The organism is Nitrosopumilus sp. b3 (assembly GCF_014078525.1).
GTDB lineage: Archaea > Thermoproteota > Nitrososphaeria > Nitrososphaerales > Nitrosopumilaceae > Nitrosopumilus.
Genome location: NZ_MU078696.1, coordinates 17,488 through 37,420 on the forward strand (window position 1 = coordinate 17,488; position 19,933 = coordinate 37,420).

18 protein-coding genes and 1 tRNA gene are annotated in these 19,933 nt (G+C 31.1%); 9 read left to right on the forward strand and 10 right to left on the reverse strand.

The window, feature by feature from the left end:
- Window positions 1–16: 16 nt before the first annotated feature.
- On the forward strand, window positions 17–1,372 hold the full coding sequence (locus C6990_RS06200; protein ID WP_182130613.1) for a cobyrinate a,c-diamide synthase: 1,356 nt from the start codon (window positions 17–19) through the stop codon (window positions 1,370–1,372).
- Here C6990_RS06200 and C6990_RS06205 read toward each other — a convergent pair.
- Genes C6990_RS06205 through C6990_RS06220 form a run of 4 tightly spaced genes read right to left on the reverse strand, consistent with a single transcriptional unit; the run spans window position 1,361 to window position 4,928 of the window.
- Window positions 1,361–2,002 (reverse strand): precorrin-8X methylmutase, encoded by a 642-nt coding sequence (locus tag C6990_RS06205; protein ID WP_182129537.1) that lies wholly within the window; start codon window positions 2,000–2,002, stop codon window positions 1,361–1,363. The two genes, C6990_RS06200 and C6990_RS06205, sit on opposite strands and share 12 nt — an antisense overlap.
- Complete coding sequence (locus tag C6990_RS06210; protein ID WP_182129539.1) at window positions 1,992–2,744, reverse strand: sirohydrochlorin chelatase; 753 nt, start codon at window positions 2,742–2,744, stop codon at window positions 1,992–1,994. Before C6990_RS06210 ends, C6990_RS06205 begins: the two co-directional genes overlap by 11 nt.
- Window positions 2,741–3,793 (reverse strand): cobalt-precorrin 5A hydrolase, encoded by a 1,053-nt coding sequence (locus C6990_RS06215; protein ID WP_182129541.1) that lies wholly within the window; start codon window positions 3,791–3,793, stop codon window positions 2,741–2,743. Before C6990_RS06215 ends, C6990_RS06210 begins: the two co-directional genes overlap by 4 nt.
- A gap of 31 nt (window positions 3,794–3,824) precedes the next feature.
- On the reverse strand, window positions 3,825–4,928 hold the full coding sequence (locus C6990_RS06220) for a cobalt-precorrin-5B (C(1))-methyltransferase (protein ID WP_182129544.1): 1,104 nt from the start codon (window positions 4,926–4,928) through the stop codon (window positions 3,825–3,827).
- 79 nt (window positions 4,929–5,007) lie between these two features.
- Here C6990_RS06220 and C6990_RS06225 point away from each other — a divergent pair, with 79 nt between their 5' ends.
- Window positions 5,008–5,877, forward strand: a complete 870-nt coding sequence (locus tag C6990_RS06225; RefSeq protein ID WP_182129546.1) for an SDR family oxidoreductase — start codon at window positions 5,008–5,010, stop codon at window positions 5,875–5,877.
- Here C6990_RS06225 and metK read toward each other — a convergent pair.
- Together metK and C6990_RS06235 are read right to left on the reverse strand one after the other, a co-directional pair.
- A complete protein-coding gene (gene metK, locus C6990_RS06230; protein ID WP_182129548.1) occupies window positions 5,854–7,020 on the reverse strand; it encodes a methionine adenosyltransferase in 1,167 nt (388 codons plus the stop codon). The genes C6990_RS06225 and metK overlap by 24 nt on opposite strands.
- A gap of 17 nt (window positions 7,021–7,037) precedes the next feature.
- Window positions 7,038–7,283, reverse strand: coding sequence for a U6 snRNA-associated Sm-like protein LSm6 (locus tag C6990_RS06235; RefSeq protein WP_182129550.1), 246 nt, complete (start codon window positions 7,281–7,283; stop codon window positions 7,038–7,040).
- A gap of 108 nt (window positions 7,284–7,391) precedes the next feature.
- Here C6990_RS06235 and C6990_RS06240 point away from each other — a divergent pair, with 108 nt between their 5' ends.
- Window positions 7,392–8,051, forward strand: coding sequence for an ATPase domain-containing protein (locus tag C6990_RS06240; protein ID WP_182129552.1), 660 nt, complete (start codon window positions 7,392–7,394; stop codon window positions 8,049–8,051).
- A 99-nt stretch (window positions 8,052–8,150) separates the two neighbouring features.
- Window positions 8,151–10,892, forward strand: coding sequence for a DEAD/DEAH box helicase (locus C6990_RS06245; RefSeq protein ID WP_182129554.1), 2,742 nt, complete (start codon window positions 8,151–8,153; stop codon window positions 10,890–10,892).
- On the opposite strand, the gene C6990_RS06250 is transcribed toward C6990_RS06245, so the two are convergent.
- Window positions 10,889–12,286 (reverse strand): single-stranded DNA-binding protein, encoded by a 1,398-nt coding sequence (locus C6990_RS06250; protein ID WP_182129556.1) that lies wholly within the window; start codon window positions 12,284–12,286, stop codon window positions 10,889–10,891. The genes C6990_RS06245 and C6990_RS06250 overlap by 4 nt on opposite strands.
- A 222-nt stretch (window positions 12,287–12,508) precedes the next feature.
- On the opposite strand from C6990_RS06250, the gene C6990_RS06255 reads away from it, so the two are divergent.
- Both C6990_RS06255 and C6990_RS06260 read left to right on the forward strand, forming a co-directional pair.
- Window positions 12,509–13,447: an ABC transporter ATP-binding protein gene (locus C6990_RS06255; protein ID WP_182129558.1), complete on the forward strand. Its 939-nt coding sequence runs from the start codon at window positions 12,509–12,511 to the stop codon at window positions 13,445–13,447.
- The gene (locus C6990_RS06260; protein ID WP_182129560.1) at window positions 13,431–14,192 is read left to right on the forward strand and encodes an ABC transporter permease; all 762 of its coding nucleotides are present in this window, start codon (window positions 13,431–13,433) and stop codon (window positions 14,190–14,192) included. Before C6990_RS06255 ends, C6990_RS06260 begins: the two co-directional genes overlap by 17 nt.
- A gap of 8 nt (window positions 14,193–14,200) precedes the next feature.
- Here the strand turns inward: C6990_RS06260 and C6990_RS06265 are convergent, their stop codons facing one another.
- The 3 genes from C6990_RS06265 to C6990_RS06275 all read right to left on the reverse strand — a co-directional run bounded on the left by C6990_RS06265 (window position 14,201) and on the right by C6990_RS06275 (window position 16,176).
- Complete coding sequence (locus C6990_RS06265; RefSeq protein WP_182130615.1) at window positions 14,201–14,938, reverse strand: nucleotide sugar dehydrogenase; 738 nt, start codon at window positions 14,936–14,938, stop codon at window positions 14,201–14,203.
- A 67-nt stretch (window positions 14,939–15,005) separates the two neighbouring features.
- Window positions 15,006–15,078 (reverse strand) — tRNA-Gln (locus tag C6990_RS06270).
- Between the two features lie 69 nt (window positions 15,079–15,147).
- Window positions 15,148–16,176 (reverse strand): DUF354 domain-containing protein, encoded by a 1,029-nt coding sequence (locus C6990_RS06275; protein WP_182129562.1) that lies wholly within the window; start codon window positions 16,174–16,176, stop codon window positions 15,148–15,150.
- A 62-nt stretch (window positions 16,177–16,238) separates the two neighbouring features.
- On the opposite strand from C6990_RS06275, the gene C6990_RS06280 reads away from it, so the two are divergent.
- Genes C6990_RS06280 through dnaK form a run of 3 tightly spaced genes read left to right on the forward strand, consistent with a single transcriptional unit; the run spans window position 16,239 to window position 19,912 of the window.
- Window positions 16,239–17,378 carry a hypothetical protein gene (locus tag C6990_RS06280; RefSeq protein ID WP_182129564.1) on the forward strand — a complete coding sequence of 380 codons (1,140 nt, stop codon included), beginning with the start codon at window positions 16,239–16,241 and terminating at the stop codon, window positions 17,376–17,378.
- A 35-nt stretch (window positions 17,379–17,413) separates the two neighbouring features.
- Window positions 17,414–17,971, forward strand: a complete 558-nt coding sequence (locus tag C6990_RS06285; protein ID WP_182129566.1) for a nucleotide exchange factor GrpE — start codon at window positions 17,414–17,416, stop codon at window positions 17,969–17,971.
- Between the two features lie 6 nt (window positions 17,972–17,977).
- On the forward strand, window positions 17,978–19,912 hold the full coding sequence (gene dnaK / locus C6990_RS06290; protein WP_182129568.1) for a molecular chaperone DnaK: 1,935 nt from the start codon (window positions 17,978–17,980) through the stop codon (window positions 19,910–19,912).
- Window positions 19,913–19,933 lie beyond the last annotated feature (21 nt).

The following is a 19,933-nucleotide window of genomic DNA, read 5'->3' on the forward strand; positions in this document are numbered from 1 at the left end:
GGTTGTAGTAATGCAATTGAGAATCCCTAGAATTGTTGTTGCAGGTGCTACAAGTGGGGTAGGAAAGACATCAATTACTTGCTCAATCATCTATGGTTTACAAAAAAAAAGTTTTACTGTTCAACCATTTAAGGTTGGACCTGATTATATCGATCCAGGTTATCTTTCAAGTATTTCTAACCGTGAAACATACAACTTGGATGCTTGGTTAATGGGTGAAAATCAACTTTTGAATAGCTTTCTTTCAAACTCAAAATCTAATATTTCCGTTATAGAAGGTGTCATGGGATATTATGATGGATTTAGCGGTAATTCAAACTATGCAAGCACTCATCATGTAGCATCTTTAACAAAATCCCCTGTCATATTGGTTTTAGATGCAAGCAAAACTTCCCGTTCCATTGCTGCTACTGCACTTGGATTTTTGAAATTTCATAAAAATTCTCGTATATCTGGGATTATTCTTAACAAAATAGGCAGTAAAAAACATGAACTTTTGTGTAGAAGTGCTCTAGAAAAAACTAAAATCCCAATAATTGGTGTAATTCCAAAAAATCCTTTATTGCAAATCCCATCTCGACATCTTGGATTAATTTCAACATTAGAGAGTAAAATTCTCAAACAACAAATTCAAAAAACATCTAAAATTATTTTAAAAAACATTGATATAAATCAAATAATAAAAATTACAAAAAATTCATCTGATCTAAATAAAAAATCTAAACTAACACACAAAAAAGCAAAAACTACTATCGCTGTTGCTCTTGACACTTCATTTAATTTCTACTATCAAGATAATTTAGAAGCATTACGTCGTGAAGGTGCAAAAATAAAATTCTTTAGTCCTGTTAAAGATAAAAAAATCCCAAAATGTGATGGTCTTTACATTGGTGGTGGTTTTCCTGAAGTTCTAGGTAATTCTCTTGAAAAAAACCAAATCATGAAAAAATCAATAAAAAAATTATCTGAAGACAGTCTTCCTATTTATGCTGAATGTGGTGGATTAATGTATTTGACAAAATCCATATTATCTGAAAATAAAAAATACAAAATGATTGGCCTATTTGATGCTGAAACCAAAATGACAAAGAAAATGACACTAAATTATACAAAAGGTAAGATTATTTCAAAAAATTCAATATCTGAAAAACTCCATAATTTTCAAGGACATGAATTTCACTACTCTCATTTAGATTCTGTTTCATCTGACTCAAAATATGCTTATTCTTTAGAAATAGGTGAAGGAATTAAAAATCATCAGGATGGATTAATTCAAGATAATACTTTAGCATCCTATGGTCATCTCTATTTTGATAGCTCAAATTATGCAGAAATTTTTGTTAAAAACTGTATAAAATATTCAAAGCGATGATTCCGCTCTAATAAGTTTGAAAATAGCATTAATTGTGGCAGATACTGACGAACTTCCTCCTTTTCTACCCATATTTGTGATAAATGGAACTTCTTCCAACTTTGCTAGTTCTGCTTTTGATTCAGCAGCACAGATAAATCCTACTGGAATTCCAATAATTAAAGCAGGTTTTACTATGCCTTCTTTGACCATTTGAATTACTTCTAAAAGTGCTGTAGGAGCATTTCCTATCGCAACAACTCCTCCATCAATATCTGATATTGCTTCTCTCATTGATACTTGTGAGCGAGTTTTACCTTCTTTTTTTGCTAATTCCATAATTTCTGGTTTTGAAATATTGCAAACTATGTTATTTCCAAAATCTTTAGGATTTTGTTTATTCATTCCTCCAATTACTCCATTTACATCAACTACTATACTACAGCCATTTTTTAAAGCATTCATTCCACTTTGAATTGCATCTTTGTGAAAAATCAACTTATTTTTATCTGCAAAATCAAAATCAGCTGTTGAATGAATAATTCTTCTCACAATAGGCCATTCTTTTTCATTGAATTCATGAGGGCCTATCTCATCTTCAATCATTTGCATACTTGCATCTTCAATTGATTGGCCTTTCTTAGTTTGCATCTTCAACCTCTTTTGCTCTCTCTAATATCAAATCTATCATTTTTTGATCTGTTCCTATATGTTTTGTAATGTATGCCTTCTTTATTGTAGATTTTTCAAGTGCTGGAATCAAATCATTATTAATATCAGTTTTAACATGTGCACCTTCATGAAGAAAATAAAAAACAATTATCAACACTTTGGGATTGTCTTTTTCACATTTTTTGATTCCTTCAAAAATATCAGGCTGTTCTATTTCCAGCCAACACCTGCTAACATTCCTGTAGGAATCTGTCAATTCATTTACAATGTAATCTAATGATCTCTGTGCATTAGGATCTTTACTACCGTGCCCAATTATCATTACATCCACTTCCTTATTTGGAAGTATAACTTCATTTTCTTGCAGAGTTGTAGATATTCTGTTTTCAACAACATCTACCAAAGTTTTATGCATGCTCATTTGTTTTGTGACTAGAAATTTTACTTTGGTGTCTTTTTGAAATTTCATTACATCAGTTACCGCATTTTTTACTTTTTTACCAGGATACAAAAAGTATGGAACTATAGTTAAGGAATCTATATCTTGTTTTAGACATTTAGGAATTCTATCTTCAATGTATGGAGGCTCTACCTCAAGAAAACAAAAATCAGTAAAAACATAGTCACCTTTAGCCTTGATTCCTTTACAAATTACTTCTAATTCTTCAGAAGCTTCTCTTTCTCTACTTCCTCTATCAATCAATAATAACCCTTTTTTCAATTCATAATCCTCGCTATTGCTATTGTCAAATTTGGTGGGAATTTCTGTTTTTCTACAATTAATTCTCCTCCAGAAACCTTGATTGCAGCAGCTTCAGAAACACTTGCAGTTCCCTCAAATGCTTTTACTGTTTCAGAAGGGTTTGGTGCAGAAATCTCTGCCAAGTTTTCTCTATCTACATATTCTACTGGAATTCCCATTTCTTTACCAAGATCAATTAATCCTTGTACATCTTGTGGTTTTTTTATTGATACTAATTTTGCAATAGATTTTGAACTAAGTTTGAATTTTTCCAAACAAGTTTCAATTCCTTCTCTAATAGTTTCTTTTGTAGTATCCCAATGTAATCCGATTCCGATTACTAAACTTGGAGGACGATAAACCACAGATTCTTTTATTATATCATCATCTATTATTTTGTCAGAAATTATCAAACATGCTTTTGAATTTGATTTTTTTAAATCTTCAATATTTTCATAAATTACAACATTCTTTGGTAATTTTTTATACCAATCTTTATTCCCTGTATCTTGAAGAACACCTATGGACTCTTCATTTACCATATGTGCACTAATTTTTGTTACAGTAGAATCATCATCAATTTTCCAACCAAATTCTTTTCCAACCAAATCAACAGATATTGTTTTGTTTACATCTGCTGCAGTGGTAATTACTGATATTGCCCCAAGTTTTTCTGCAATTTCTTCTGTAAGTTCATTAGCACCTCCAATATGTCCAGATAAAACACTAATAACAAAATTCATTTTATCATCAATTACAATTACAGCAGGATCCGTTTTTTTATCTTTCAAATGTGGTGCAATTAATCTAATGACTGCACCTAATGAAAAAAGACAAATTAATGCATTATTCCTCTTGAAAAGTTCAACAATTTTCTCAGATGTAGGCTCAGAATACCATATTATTTCATTATTCTCATTTGATAGTTTTGATGGTGCAAAAATTTTCCAGTGTGGAAATAACTCCTTTAGATTTTCACCAATTTTTACTCCATTTTTAGTAATAGCAAGTACCGAAGTTTTTTCCATATTCAAAATCTTCCAGCTTTAATAAAATACCTTACTCTTCAGATTTTCTAGCTAAAATATTCCCATTAAAATCAAAAAGTATTACTTCAATTGGAACCTTTCCTTCTGAATGCTTTCTCATATGTTTATGCGTCTCACCACAAATTAAATCAAAAAAACCTTCTATCTTATTTTCTAGAATTATCTCCGAGACATGTCTTGCTGTATTAGCTTTTTTGATTTTTTGAATAACATTTTCATTTGCGTTACACCTTTTTGCTAATTCAGATAGAAAACTCATATCGACTTTTGATCCTTTCACATGCGTTTGTTTTACCCCTGCCGCCATTTTTGCAAGTTTTCCGATAAAGCCAACTACATATGCTTTTTTGATATTTTTTTTACTGCATTGCTGAATAGTATATCCCGAAAAATCCCCCATCTGAACAAAACAATGCTCAGGTAAATCTACTATCTTTTTTGCAAAATCTTCACTTCTACCCCCAGTTGTAAGTACAACAGTATCATTCCCCATTGCAATTGCAACATCTAGATTTTGCCTAATTGATGCTGCATAAGATGCAGTTGAAAATGGAATTACTATACCACTAGTTCCTAAAATTGAAATTCCGTTAATTATTCCTAATCTAGGATTATCTGTTTTAGGTCCTAACTCTTTACCTTTAGGAACCGAAATTACAACTCTAATTCCATTTTTCAAAAGAATTTCTTTCCCAGTTTCTCTTAAATTTTCTGTAATCATTTTTTTCGGAACAGGATTTATTGCAGGTTTATTAATTTCTAAACCTAATCCTGGTTTGGTTACAATTCCTACTCCTTCTCCACCATCAATTTCAATTTCGTTTATTTTGTTAGTTATTGATAATTCAACAATTATCTCTGCCCCATGGGTTACATCCGGATCATCCCCACCATTTTTAATCACAGAGCATTTTGCATTATTCATTTCATATTCACAGGAATGCACAGGAATCTGAATGAAAGATCGTTTTGGTAATAGAATATCGACATTTTCTATTTCCTTTTGATTTATTATTGCCAATAATGCTGCTTTAGCTGCTGCAGTTGCTGAACTTCCAGTAGTATACCCTGTCTTTAGTTTTACCCTTTCTTCTTCCACATATGTTAATTTCATTTTATGGTATTAACTCTTATTTCAAAATTTTTGAGAATCAACTAAATAGATTTAAAATTAAATCAAACTTGGTTCAATTATGGTTAATTATCAGAAGATTGTTGTAACTGGAGCAAGTGGATTCATTGCAAAAAATCTTAGAAAACATCTATCTGCAAATAACATCGAATTAATCTCAATATCCAGAAATGATTTCAAAAATTTCAAATGTGAATCTAAAATTATCTCAAACTATTATAATGAAAAAAATTTACTTAAAAAAATTAAAAATTCAGATGCATTAATCCATCTTGTAGGAATAGGTAAACAATCTGTTAACACTGATTATCATATAGTGAATACTGGATTAACAAACCATATGGTTAACTTGAGTAAAAAAGCTAAGATTAAAAAAATTGTTTATTTGAGTGGATTAGGCGTTTCTTCAAATACCTCATTAGGTTATTTTATTTCCAAGTATAATGCTGAACAACAAATCATTAATTCTGGATTAAATTTCACCATCTTTAGACCATCATATATTATTGGAAAAGATGATTATTTTACAAAATATCTAAAAAAACAAGTTAAAAAAGGTGAAATCAAAATTCCAGGCTCTGGAAAGTATTCAATTCAACCAATTCATATCAATGATGTTGTAAAAATTATTTTCAAATCATTTTCTGAAGAAAAATTTAAGAATAAAATTATTGATCTTGTAGGTTCTGAGACTATTACTTTTGAAAAATATGTAAAATTATTTTCTAAAGGAACTAACACGAATATTAAAAAAATTAATTTGGAAAATTCATATCATGATGCAATTACTAATCCAAAATCCGATTTTGGAATTGATGATCTCAATATTCTAATTGGTAATTTCCAAGGTAATTATACCAAATTAAAAAAACTAACTGGTATGAAATTTGAATCTGTGATAAAACTATTAGAGTCCGGCAGATTGCTTTAATACTGCAGCCTTGTCTGTTTTTTCCCAACTAAATTCAGGCTCGTTTCTTCCAAAATGACCGTATGACGCAGTTTTTTTATAAATTGGTCTTTTCAAATCTAATTGAGAAATAATGCCTGAAGGCTTCATATCAAAATTCTTTCTAACCAAGTCTTCGATTTGATTTTCTGGAATTTTGTTTGTTCCAAATGTATTTACGTAAAGTGACACTGGTTCTGCAACCCCAATTGCATATGCTAATTGGACCTCGCACCTATCGGCTAGTTCTGCTGCTACAAGATTCTTGGCTATATATCTACACATGTAACATGCTGATCTATCAACTTTGGAGGGATCCTTTCCTGAAAAAGCTCCACCTCCATGTCTTCCAAATCCTCCATAAGTATCAACAATAATTTTTCTTCCAGTTAAACCTGCATCACCATGCGGACCACCAATTACAAATTTACCAGTTGGATTGATGTGAATTTTTATTTCATCATTCCAAAGATTTCCTAAAACCGGCTTGATTACTTTATCTATTATTTCATTTGTTATTTGTTCTTGAGAAATTTCTGGTGCATGTTGTGTTGAAACTACGACAGTTTCAATTTTTACTGGTTTGTTGTCTTCATATCTGACAGAAACTTGGGTTTTCCCATCAGGTCTTGCCCAAGGAAGTACATGATTTTTTCTAACTTCAGATAATTTCTGTGCAAGTTTCTGTGATAGTAGAATTGGCATTGGCATAAGCTCTGCTGTTTCATTTGTTGCATAGCCAAACATTAATCCTTGATCCCCCGCACCCTGCTCTTTTTCTTCAGTAGCTGTAACCCCCTGACTGATATCTGGGCTTTGAGAATGCAAACGTAGTGTTATCTCACAAGTTTCTGTATCAAACATCAAATCTTTGTTATCATATCCGATATCTCTAATTGTTTTTCTAACTAATTCTTCTTGAGATTTTTTATCAAAATTTGCTTTAGATGTTACCTCGCCTGCAACTGCTACAAAGTCTGTAGTTACCATTGTTTCAACAGCTACTCTTGAATCTGGATCTTGTTTGAGGAATTCATCTAAGAATGCATCTGAGATATTATCACATATTTTATCAGGATGTCCTTCTGTTACTGATTCAGATGTGAATAGAAAGCTGTTAGTCATTAAATCGCCCCTGTTAACTAGAGTTCATTTTCTAGTTTGATAAATAAGACGTTATTGCCTCTTACGATAACTCTTCCATAATTTGCAATTGTTTTACCATCATGAAGCTCTTCAGCATCAGTCATAATCAAATTCATGTATGAATCAACATTGTCCATTTTTCCTTTATACTCTACTTCGTTTTTTAGTCTCACTGTAACTTTCTTCTTTGTACTTTTTTGAAGAGTTGTTAGAGGTCTTTTTGCACTATTTGTTTGGGACACTAATTGTTCACTTGTTTTGAAACTTTTTTCTCTTGAATAAAAGCCTTACCTCGTTTGTAAAAATTGAAATTCCTTAAATTTTTTCTTCTTTTTCTAATAATTATACAAATGATCCCTACTGGTTTACAAAAATTAGATGAATTCTTGTCTGGGGGAATTCCTGATGGCGTGATTGTTGATATTTTTGGTGGGAATGGAACTGGAAAAACTCAACTTCTTTTACAATTATGTATGAATTCAATTAAAAGTGGTGGAAATGTTTTGTATTTGGATACAACTGGTGGATTTAGACCTGAAAGAATTTTAGAAATTCAAAAACACTTTGGAATCGAATTTGATTATCTTGAAAAAATCACTGTATCTAGAATTAGAAATACTTCAGAACAAATTAAATCAATTAACAATTTTGGAAAAAATCATTTCTCATTAATAGTAATTGATAATATTACTGATTTATTTTCATATGAATACAAAAACGATGAAACCATATTTGAAAAAAATTCATTATTTATGAAATATTTGAATCAGTTGTCAAAATTTGCAATTACCAACAAAATTCCAATTATAATTACTAATATGATTAGAATCCTTGAAGATAAAGAAGTAGAAAATATGAAAAGTGCAATTGATCCTTTTACACATATCAAAATACATCTATCTAAAAACTCATCAAAATTTCAAGGCCAAATTTATTGGGCATTTGATAAACAATCTTTTTCTTACACAATCAATAAAATGGGTTTATCACATAATTCTGAAGATATTTAACGGTCAATCATAATATTTTATCAATGGCAGGAATTTTTGATTCAATTCCAATAATCACTGTTGTATTATTTACACTTGGATTGATTGGTGTTATTGTTTATGCGAGATCACAAAGAAACACAACAGACGAATCAGATTCTTGAATCTTTATTTAAAAAATTTGGATTTTCTAAACTAACTGAAATTCAGAAAAAAGCGTCACCATTTATTTTACAAAAAAAAGATTGTTTAGTAATAGCTCCAACGGGTTCAGGAAAAACAGAGTGTTCTGTGATTCCCATTTTTTCAATTATGAAAAAATCTAAAAAACAGGGAAAAATCAAAGCTCTCTACATAACTCCTCTACGTGCATTAAACCGTGATGTATTTAGAAGAATCACAAAATACGCCCAACAAAATGAATTATCAATTGAAATCAGACATGGAGATACAACTCAAAAAGATAGGAAAAAAATTAATGAAAATCCTCCAGATATTCTAATTACAACCCCTGAAACTCTAGTTATACTTTTGACACAAATTAAAATGCTTAATGCATTATCTGATTTAGAATGGATAATAATTGATGAAGTTCATGAATTACTCTCTAGTGAAAGAGGTTCTCAACTCTCATTAAGTATTGAAAGATTAGAATTCAATTCCAAATTTCCACTCACCAAAATAGGATTGTCTGCTACAGTAGGAAATTTTGAAGAGGCAGGAAAATTCGTTGTTGGGACTAAAAGAAAATGTGAGATAATCAGAGATACATCAGTAAGAAAATATGATGTAGAAATAAAATTTGTGCAAGGCACAATTTCTGATGTTGCTGAAAAAATAATCGATTATGTTTTAGAATTAAAATTAGATTCTCCTGTACTTCTATTTACTAATACGAGAGGAGAAGCAGAATTTCTAGCCTCAATTTTGAAAGATAAATCATCCATTCCTATTGAATTACATCATGGTTCCCTCTCAAAGGAAGTAAGGGAAGAAACTGAATCATCTTTACGTGATGGAAGACGAGGTATTGTTGTATGCACCTCATCATTGGAATTAGGCTTAGATATTGGCTCTATTGAATTAGTAATTCATTATGGTTCACCTAGACAAGTATCAAAATTTGTACAAAGAATAGGAAGAAGTAGACATAATCGTGATGCATCAGCTAAGGGGTTAATTATAACAAATAATCCTGATGATGAATTTGAAGCTCAAGCAATACTTGATCGTATTCAGGAGGGCTCAATTGAAGAACAAAAAATTCATGATGGTTCTTTAGATGTCTTGGCGCATCATTTGGTTGGATTTGCAATGCAAAGTGGTGAAATTTCAGTTGAGCAAGCTTTTGATTTGGTTACTAAAGCATACCCGTTTAGGAATTTACAAGTCAAAGATCTTGTAGATGTCCTAGATTTACTGGATTCTAATTACCTAATATTCTTTGATAGAACAAAAATGACTTTTTGGAAGAAAGGCCGTTCATTCAAATATTATTTTGAGAATCTTTCAACAATTCCAGATATTCTGAAATTCAAAGTTTTTGATAGTGTAGGTAAAAAAATTATTGGTTCACTAGATCAAAGATTTGTAGGCGATTTTGGGGATTCTGGAAATATTTTTGTACTAAAAGGTTCACAATGGCGAATATTAAATGTCGATGAAAAATCTTTCACTGTAAATGTTGAGCCATTTAGAGGAGGTGGAATTACTGTCCCTTATTGGGAGGGTGAAAGTATTCCCATTGACTATAAAACTGCAAGAAAAGTAGGAAACTTTCGTAGTAGAGTAAAGCATGGTTCACTAATTTTGAACAATAAACTAATTGAAAAATTAAATTTTGATATAATACCTGATGAAAAAAATATCATAATTGAATCAAATAGATCTCAAGGTTCAATTGTAATTCATTCGTGTTTTGGAACTAAAATTAATTCTACAATTTCCACATTACTTTCTTCATTTCTTTCATCACTACTAGGTTCAGTAGTTGATTCACGTTCTGATGGTTATAGAATTGTTTTATCTTCTAGATCACGTATTTCAGAAAAACTTTTCACTGAAGTCATTAAAGATAACTATGATCTACATTCAATTATTAGTGCTTCACTAACAGGAACCCATAATGTAAATTGGAGAACATGGTGTGTTGCTAAAAAATTTGGAATTGTTGGGCGTGGAGCTATTTACGAAAGAAAATCAGCTAGGTTTTTGTATGAACGATACTCCAAAACTGCACTTGTACGTGAAGCACTTCGTGAATTATTTCATGACAAATATGATCTTAAAAATTCTGATAGCATATTGAAAAAAATCCGTGAGGATCAAATCCATATAAAATGGTTGGAAGTAGATCAATTTTCAAAATTAGCAGAACCTATTTTAGATCATACGACAAAATATTACTCATCTCCTGCCAATCTTGATAAAGGAATTCTTGATCTTGTCAAAGCTCGACTTCAGAAAACAAAACATCGTCTAATTTGTGCTAGATGTGGCAAATGGGAACGATTAGTTGAAACTCACGAAGTTAAAAATATCTTAATCTGCCCTTATTGTAAGGGAAGACAAATTACTGCTACCTATCATTCTGATTATGATCTCCCAAAAATTATCAGAAAGAAACATGAAGGAAAAAAGCTATCAGCTGATGAAAAACACAAGTTTGATCGTGCCTGGAAAGTATCATCCTTGGTGGAGAATTTTGGTAAAACAGCCATCATTGTAATGTCTGGATATGGTGTTGGTGCTGACACTGCAGCACGAATTTTACGAAACATGGTTGATGAAGAACATCTATTAAAACAAATCTATGAGGCAGAAAGACAATATGTTGTAACCAGAGGATTTTGGGATTCTTAATTTTTCTTAGTAATTTTAGAAAATGCAGAAATAAACAATTCAATTCTACCTTCTAATCCTGCCTTTGCATTTAATCCCGTTATTGAAACAATTTCACCTAATTCACATTTGTCGATTAGTCTTGCTTGATTTCTCCATCCTTTAACCCAAATTTGACCTGTATCATCTTCTACAAACATTTCTGAAAGTGATATTGATTCGCCAGATTTTGTTTGTACTTCACGTCTTTCAGGAACTTTTAAGATAATTGCTTCAATACAATAACTTCCATCTACTTTGACATCATTGATTTTTGTTCTAATTTGAGATAATGATGGAATAGATTCATCATTATCTATTTTTCTTACAAATGAATTATCATCAAGTGTAATTGAATTTCCATATACTTTTGATGGCATGCACTCAATTACATCACCTTCCACACAAATACTGGTTGAATTTGAAAAATCACTAATATTGTACAGGTTCTTCTTGTTATCTACTGCTAAAATCATATTATTTCCTTTCTCTGTTGGTGATATAGAAAGAACTCTTGCAATAACAGGTTCTGCTTCTTTCCCTCCTTCAATTTCAATAATTGTTGCATCATTTCCATGAATTTCTAATCCTTGATTTCCAGATTTGACTCTGACTCCTAGCAATCTAACTTTTGCAGATTGTGATATCATGTTAGGAATAGATGATTCATCTTTACCCCATAGTACTACTCTGATTCCATTTCCGTCTTTATCTTTGAGTCTCATTCTAAGTGCTTTTCCAGGCATACCTCGAGAGTTAGTAAATTCCATTCCACTAATAACACCATCAATCATTCCTGAAATTACAAGATCTTTTTGACCCTCTTGTAACCCGCTAATATCTTTTGTAATAGTATCGATAGTTGGAATTTCACTTTGTCTATCTGCAGTTTCAATATTTGAACCAGATCCAATGTTTATTGTTGGTGAACCATCAAGATCTGATTTTACATATGCTTTAATGATTTTAATTAAATCTCCGGGTTTTAGATTTTCTATTCCTGGTAAATTTGCTTTTTCATCCCATAATTTTACACTAGCAGTAGAGTTTTCATCGTATACTGTCATTGTTCTAAGATAAAATGGCGAACCATCTTTTCTTGAAAACTGTTTTGCTGGTGAAAGATTCAAAACTCTAGTTTCTAAAGAAATTTCTTTTGCCCCTGCATAAAGATCTTTTAAACCCATTTCAACTTTTAGTGGCTCAGATAATGTAACACCATAATCAGAAGCAATCAAAAACATTGCGCCTTGATCTGTAAGATATCCGGCACCAATTTTTTCTTTTTTAATTTTAATTTGTTCCTCTATGTCTTCTTTTGTTAGTTCAGGTTTCTGCTCAAGTAATTTATTCATCAAATTTTCTATCTCTGACAATTCATTTTCTGTAAACTGGATGTATTAATAAAAATTTCATTAGTTTCTAATTTTTTTAGATGAGAAGAATGATCGCTTTTAACTTCTTTTTTTAATGATGAAATTCTAAAAAACTTCTTTTAATCAAAATTCTTCATGATTTTTCTTAGATAATTCAGTTTTCTTAAGAAAGATCATGATTAATCTCATTAACTAAATTAATAGGAAGATCGCAGTTTTGCTATGTCTTGCATTGATGTAAAGCATTTGTCTAAATCATATGGTTCAATTGATGCTGTGCATGATCTTGAATTATCTGTAAAATCAGGGCAAGTATTTGGATTTTTAGGTCCTAACGGTGCTGGAAAATCCACTACGATCAAACTTCTTACCACTCTAATTCCCCCTTCAAGTGGAACTCTATCAATTTTAGGTATTGATGCTGTAGCTTATCCCCTTAAAATTCGTCATAAAATAGGAGTTGTTTTACAGCAACCAAGCTATGAGCCTACACTATCCGTTGAAAAATCTCTTGATAAATATGGCATGATGTGGAATGTTCCAAAAACTGAGTGCAAAAAAAGAATGGAGCAACTATTGAAAGACTTTGATCTTGTTGAAATTCGTAAAAAAAGAAATGAGGATCTTTCTATAGGTCAAAGAAGAAGAGTACAAGTTGCACGAGAATTCATGCATGATATGGAATTATTGTTTTTAGATGAACCTACTGTTGGGTTAGATCCTAGTGCAAGAAGAAAATTGTTAGATTATTTAAAAAATAAAGTTAAAACAGGATTAACAATTTTTTATACTACCCATATTTTATCTGAGGCAGAATACCTTTGTGACCAAATCGCTATTATTGATAAAGGTAAGATTGTAACCGTAGATTCTCCTGATGCCTTAAAAAATAGATTTGGAAAGGAAAAAACCATTAAAATTCATTTGTTAGAAAAACAATCAGACATCCCTTCTCTTTTATCTAAAATCTCAGATTGTAAAATTGATTTTGAAACTGGAACCAATATTGTTATTCGCTCAGAACAATCAGAATTAGTCCTACTGCAAGTTTTGAAAATACTTAATGAAAATAAAATTGAGATAGAAGATCTATCTGCAGTACCAACAAATCTTGAAGAGATCTTTTTAAACATGGTGAGAGAAAATGCATCCGATAATTAGATTAGTTAATAGAAATCTAACAATTTCTCTTAATCCTGGATTTTTAATTTGGCAGGTTATTTTCCCGTTAATCTATATTTTTGTAGCAGGATTTGCTTATGCACCATTAATCAGCGCAGTTCCGTTTGGAAACAAAGATCTTGACTATCCTGCATTTTTAGCTTCAGGAATGATTGGATTTAATATTATGAATAGTACACTAATTTCTGGTATCATAATTTGGAATGATAGAAAACATGGAATGTTTGAGCAAATTATGTCCGGCCCATTTACTAGAAGTCATTATATTCTTAGCAATATTTGTACAATAGGAATTATTGGATTAGTTAGTGCATCATTAATAGCAGTAGTTGGATATCCTGTATTTTTTGAATCCGTAGAATTTTCTCTAGTAACAATCCCAATAATCGTTTTTGGAGCAATTACAGGCTCAGTACTTTTTGGTTCGTTAGCCTCAATTATTTCTACTAGATTACGATCAAGTGAAGGATTTAATGTAATAATTAACACTGTTTTTCTTTTCTTTGCCTTTGTTAGTACAGCATTTTATCCAGCAGGTGGTGCCCCTGAACCATTACGAACAGCATTTTATCTAAACCCATTAACGTATCTTGTTGATGTAATCAGAGCAGGAATATTTGGGACTGTTACTGAATTTGTAATAATTGAAATGATAGTTCTTGTTGCGATTGCTTCAGTATTATTTGTAATTGCATCTAGACTCTTAACTAAATTAGATTTTTAGAATTTAAATTATTTTTTAAATTGTTCATACATTTCATTAATTTTTTTAATCATATCTAAATTTTCATAGTCTATTAAATTTAGATTGGGGATTACACAGTGCCCTCCAATGATCCCCGGATACATTTTAGGTCTATTACCTAAATTTTGATGAATTTCATCTGCAAATTTCCACATCTCATCAAAATCAACACCTTCTTTTTCACAAATCATTTTTGTTATTTGTGCATAATTGATCAACCATCCATAGTATGTTGTATCCACCAAAATCTTTGCTAATTCTGCAGTTTTTGTTGTAGACATCCAATCAATTTTTTCAAATCTATTTACTAAATCGTTTTTAATTTTAGGATCTATATTTTTTTCATCTGAAGAAACAAATTTTGTATATTTTTTAATATCGTCTAAAAATCTTCGATGTACCCCACGAACTGGTGAATATAAAACTAAGACTTGAGATTTCTTCTGAATGATTTTTGTGGTTCCAGGTTTCACAGTTGAATGTACTAGAACAGCTTTAATTCCATCAATCTTATTGATCCAATTTACTGTAATATCTACAAATTCTGGTAATTCTCCTGGCAAGCAAATATGAAGATATTCAGGATTTTCAATTTGTTTACTATCTGAATAATTCTTACATTTTGAAATATCTAAATCAATACCTACACTATCAAAATTTTTTTCTTCTAGAAGGTGAAATAATGTTTCTCCTACTTCACCCATTCCTAAAATTATGTCAGTCATTAAGCCTAATTCCAAAAAAACTATCTGTGATATATTCTTGTTACGAAATCATATTTTACAAAAAAAGTAGCCCGGCCCAGACTCGAACTGGGGTCAAAGGCTTCAAAGGCCTCTATGCTTGACCGCTACACTACCGGGCTGCTAAATCGAGCACTCTCATTCCCTTAATGAACTTTTTATCTGAATTTGAGACTTAAAATTGACTCAAATTATTGATTGATAATTTTAATTAGTTTTTCAATGGGATTTTCCATTTGCTCAACTATTTTTTTTGCTCTTTTTTGATTTTTACTGTGAGATGATTGAAAAATATTGTTAATATATCTAGAAATTTTAATTGGATTTGTTTCTCTTTTAATCAAATATTTCTTCACCAAAAAATCTTCGATTATATTTGGAACTGCATTATATGATATTGTTGGAATTCCCATTAATGCTGATTCAGCTGTCATGGTTCCCCCTGAACCTATAAAAATATCCGTATTTTTTAGGAGGTGTTTTCCATCAAATGTCATTTTTACAACTTTAGCCTTTTTACCAATTACATTTTGAATATTTTTTATTTGTTTTGTATATCTGCCCAAAATTACAACATTCTCATTGTTATGCTCATTTACAATTCGTTTGATAATTGGAATTATTTTACTTGATTTTGAAGCATATGATGCTTCTTCTTCTTCTATTCTAATCAAAATATTTTTCCTATTATTTTTCTTAAATGGTAATGATTTTTTTTGATTAATTTTTCTTTTGATAGTTACAAATGCATCTATAGCATTGTATGGAATTATATTTTTTTTGTCAATTCCATATTTTGAAAATTCATTTTTTGGTATTACATTCGGAATCAATAATTTTTGAATTAATGGTAATGTTAATCGCATTACAGCAGAAGCTTGTGGTGAATCACAAAATGCTATGTGCCTAATTCCCAATCCAAATGAAATTCTGGCAGCTTCCGGAGAACAAAAACTAATTGCCATTTCTGGCGAAAATTTCTCAATTATTTTGGATAGTTTCTCCATTCTGATAATACTGGCTTGAAGCTTGCTTTTTTTATCCCCCCCACCATGTTTTCCAACAAAAATTAGGTCAAAATCACGTATTTTTGCTAATTTTGAGACTTCATTATAGTCTCTTGATGTACACAAAATTTTATGTTTTTTTCCTAATTTTTCAATTATTGGTTCAGAAAACAATAATTGTTTAGGAGTTAGAATATCTATCCATATTTTCAAGTTATTTTCATAATTCTAGTTAGTTCAATAAGTTTTTCTTAGTCCATTATTAGTGTAAATGTATGGGGGGAGCAAAAGTTGTAGTTTATGGTCTCAGTACGGAAGGTTATGCAATTGCATCACAAATGGCAATCAAAGGTGCAGATGTTTACATAATAGATGAATCCACTCCATCAGCAATTTCTCTCAAAGCAGAAATAGCTAAAACATACCCTAACGTATCTTCTCTAAAAGAAGATGAACCTCTTTTGGCCATGGAGCCAATTGATGTAGCCATTTCTAAAGCTCAATATCTTTTCTTTACACCAAGAATTAGAAAAACTGGACAAGATATCAAAACTGAAATCCATTCAAAATTCAAGGATGCAGTTACTTCACTAAAGAAAAACAGCTCCGTTGTTTTTACACTTCCAACAGGATTTGGTGGTAATAATGAAAATATCTCATTACTTGAACATGTTACCGGTCTTGAGGCTGGAAAACATATTTCTTACTTTTATTATCCGTTAGAAGATCTAAACCAACAACCAAAAATCATTGGTTCATTTAATGGAAAGAAAGATCCTATACTTCATGATTTACTTACTCTAGGCAAAAAAGAGAAAAAATTTGTGGCTATTTCATCTTCAGAACATTTTCATGCTATCAATATCCTATCTAGATTTTCTAGTTTGTGTAGTGTTTTGGAAGTTTGTAAATATGCTCAAGACGATGTAACTAAAAATGATCTTTCTTCAGATGATTTTCAGGAGATATTCCTTGATAATATGGTCAGCGGTCTTTTTGATCTGAAATCCTTGGGTTCTTCATTTGAAGGTGCAAATTCCCTGATGTATCTAATTAATGGAAGTGTAAAGGGTATTGATGGCTATATCAAACGATTAATTGATGAAATCAGGTCTACATTAAAGAAAAATGATCTCAAAGCAAGCAGAACAAAAATTGCATTGTCATGGACTCTTGATCAACATGCAATGCGCGGTGATAAAATCGAAATGCTTCAAAATTTGACATCTAGACTGCGTGATTATATTGGTGATGTTGAAGCCTATGAAGATCCTAATTTTGATTTATTTCATAGTGATAAAACCACAATTGTTGTAGCTTGCTCAAAAAATGATTATGATATTATTGAAAAAACCAAACAAGGCTCTGAATTAATAATTGTCAAAGCTAATCCCTTATGCGAAACAATTCAATAATAGTATAAATTAGCTAAAAAATTATTTTGTTTGAATTGTCAAGTGAAAATAATTCTGATGAAATACCAATAAACGTAATATCTGAAAAACAATCAGATTCTGAAAATTCATCAGAAGAATCAAATACAAAAACTGTTGAAGAACTAACAAAATTACTAGATGAAGAAAAAACAAAAGTATCTGAATATGAAGAAAAATTAAAACACATATTGGCAGACTTTCAAAATCAAAACAAAAAAATACAATCTGATATAGAAAAAGGTGTTAATACAAAAGTGGATGAATTCATACTGGATTTTCTAAAAATATATGATGATTTTATTCGCGCAAAGGAAGTGTTGTCTGACAATAAAATAAATTCCGATGGATTAGAGTCCATTTTAAAAAACATGGATTCACTATTAAAAAAATATCATGTAATTCCTATTGAATCTCTAGGAGAAATTTTTAATCCAAATTACCATGAAGCAATTTCTATTATTACTGATCCTGACTTGGATGATAATACAATTACAAAGGAGATCAGGAAAGGATATATTTCTCATGAGAGAGTTATAAGACCGACACTAGTAGAAATTTCAAAAAAAGGATGATAAAAGATGGCAAAAATAATTGGTATTGATTTAGGAACAAGTAACTCTGCTGCTGCAGTGGTAATGGGTGGAAAACCAACCATCATTCCTGCCGCTGAAGGTTCTACCGTGGGTGGAAAAGCATTTCCATCAGTCGTAGCATTTTCTAAAAATGGAGAACGTTTGGTGGGTGAGCCTGCAAGAAGACAAGCAGTTACAAATCCTGATAGTACTATTGTTGCTGCCAAAAGAAAAATGGGAACCGATTACACTTTTAAAATTTTAGACAAAGAATACAAGCCTCAACAAATTTCATCATTCATTCTTCAAAAAATCAAAAAAGATGCTGAGGCTTTTATTGGTGAACCAGTAGAAAAAGCAGTTATCACAGTACCTGCATATTTTGATGATAATCAACGTCAAGCAACTAAAGACGCAGGAACAATTGCTGGTCTTGATGTAGTCAGAATTATCAACGAACCGACTGCGGCATCTCTCGCATTTGGATTAGATAAAGCAAAAGAAGACATGAAAATTCTCGTTTTTGATTTTGGTGGTGGTACATTAGATGTTACAATTATGGAAATGGGTGGAGGTGTATTTGAAGTAATGAGTACATCCGGTGATACTCAGTTGGGTGGAACAGACATGGATAAAGTTCTCATTGATTTCATTGTTGATGAATTCAAAAAGAAAGAAGGTGTGGATTTATCACAAGATACAACTGCAATGACAAGAATAAGAGAAGCTTCTGAAAAAGCAAAAATTGAGTTATCGACAGTTATGGAGACTGATATCAATTTACCATTTATTGCACATGATCCTTCATCAGGTGCAAAAAATCTTGAATTTAGATTAACAAGAGCTAAATTAGATGAGTTAATTGGGCCAATCGTTGAACGATGTAAGCCTTCAATATTGAAAGCACTAGAAGATGCAAAACTTTCCAACTCTGATATAAATAAAATTGTCATGGTTGGAGGACCAACAAGAATTCCGTTAGTTAAAAAATTTGTAAGTGATATTATTGGTAAAGAAACTGAATCAGGAGTTGATCCAATGGAAGCTGTAGCAATGGGAGCAGCAATTCAGGCAGGAATTATTGCCGGAGATGTTACTAGTGATATAGTTCTACTTGATGTAACTCCACTAACATTAGGAATTGAAACTTTAGGTGGTGTAAGGGAACCACTGATTGAAAGAAATACAACTATTCCAACTTCTAAAAGTAAAGTCTTTACTACAGCAGCTGATAATCAAACTGCTGTTACAATTCATGTTGTTCAAGGTGAACGTCCAATGGCAACTGATAATGTTTCCTTAGGAAGCTTTAATCTAACTGATTTACCTCCTGCTCCAAGAGGAATTCCTCAAATCGAAGTAAAATTTGATATTGATGCAAACGGAATTATCAATGTAACTGCTAAAGATCTTGGAACTCAGAAAGAAGCAAAAATTACCATTGAATCTACATCGAAATTATCAAAAGAAGAAATTGAAAAATTAAAAGAAGATGCAGAAAAATTCTCTGATGAAGATAAAAAGAAAAAAGAAAAAATTGATCTTAGAAATGAGGCAGAAAGTTACATTTACACTACAGAAAAATTAGTCAATCATGATTTAAAAGATAAAATCTCTCAAGAACAAGGAATTAAAATTACTGATGCTGTTAAAGAAGTGAAAGAAGTCTTAGATAAAGAACCAAATGAACTAAAACCTAAACTTGAAGTATTGCAAACTTTGGTCAATGAAGTAACTACAGAACTATACAAAAATGCTTCACCTCCTCCTGGTGCTGAAGGACAACAAAGTGCTGGTGCTGAAGGACAACAAAGTGCTGGTGCTGAAGGACAACAAAGTGCTGGTGCTGAAGGACAACAAAGTGCTGGTGCTGAAGGACAACAAAGTGCTGACAATCAAACTAACGAATCATCTTCAAACGATGAAACTAAAACTAACTAATTTTCGAATTCAATCATTTAT

Bases quoted from the DNA above. Each gene is read 5' to 3' on its own strand.
- C6990_RS06255 (WP_182129558.1), top strand. From the start codon at position 12,509: ATGTCTTGCATTGATGTAAAGCATTTGTCTAAATCATATGGTTCAATT.
- C6990_RS06220 (WP_182129544.1), bottom strand. From the start codon at position 4,928: ATGAAATTAACATATGTGGAAGAAGAAAGGGTAAAACTAAAGACAGGG.
- C6990_RS06205 (WP_182129537.1), bottom strand. From the start codon at position 2,002: ATGCAAACTAAGAAAGGCCAATCAATTGAAGATGCAAGTATGCAAATG.
- C6990_RS06225 (WP_182129546.1), top strand. From the start codon at position 5,008: ATGGTTAATTATCAGAAGATTGTTGTAACTGGAGCAAGTGGATTCATT.
- C6990_RS06240 (WP_182129552.1), top strand. From the start codon at position 7,392: ATGATCCCTACTGGTTTACAAAAATTAGATGAATTCTTGTCTGGGGGA.
- C6990_RS06260 (WP_182129560.1), top strand. From the start codon at position 13,431: ATGCATCCGATAATTAGATTAGTTAATAGAAATCTAACAATTTCTCTT.
- dnaK (WP_182129568.1), top strand. From the start codon at position 17,978: ATGGCAAAAATAATTGGTATTGATTTAGGAACAAGTAACTCTGCTGCT.
- C6990_RS06265 (WP_182130615.1), bottom strand. From the start codon at position 14,938: ATGACTGACATAATTTTAGGAATGGGTGAAGTAGGAGAAACATTATTT.
- metK (WP_182129548.1), bottom strand. From the start codon at position 7,020: ATGACTAACAGCTTTCTATTCACATCTGAATCAGTAACAGAAGGACAT.
- C6990_RS06245 (WP_182129554.1), top strand. From the start codon at position 8,151: ATGCGAGATCACAAAGAAACACAACAGACGAATCAGATTCTTGAATCT.
- C6990_RS06280 (WP_182129564.1), top strand. From the start codon at position 16,239: ATGGGGGGAGCAAAAGTTGTAGTTTATGGTCTCAGTACGGAAGGTTAT.
- C6990_RS06215 (WP_182129541.1), bottom strand. From the start codon at position 3,793: ATGGAAAAAACTTCGGTACTTGCTATTACTAAAAATGGAGTAAAAATT.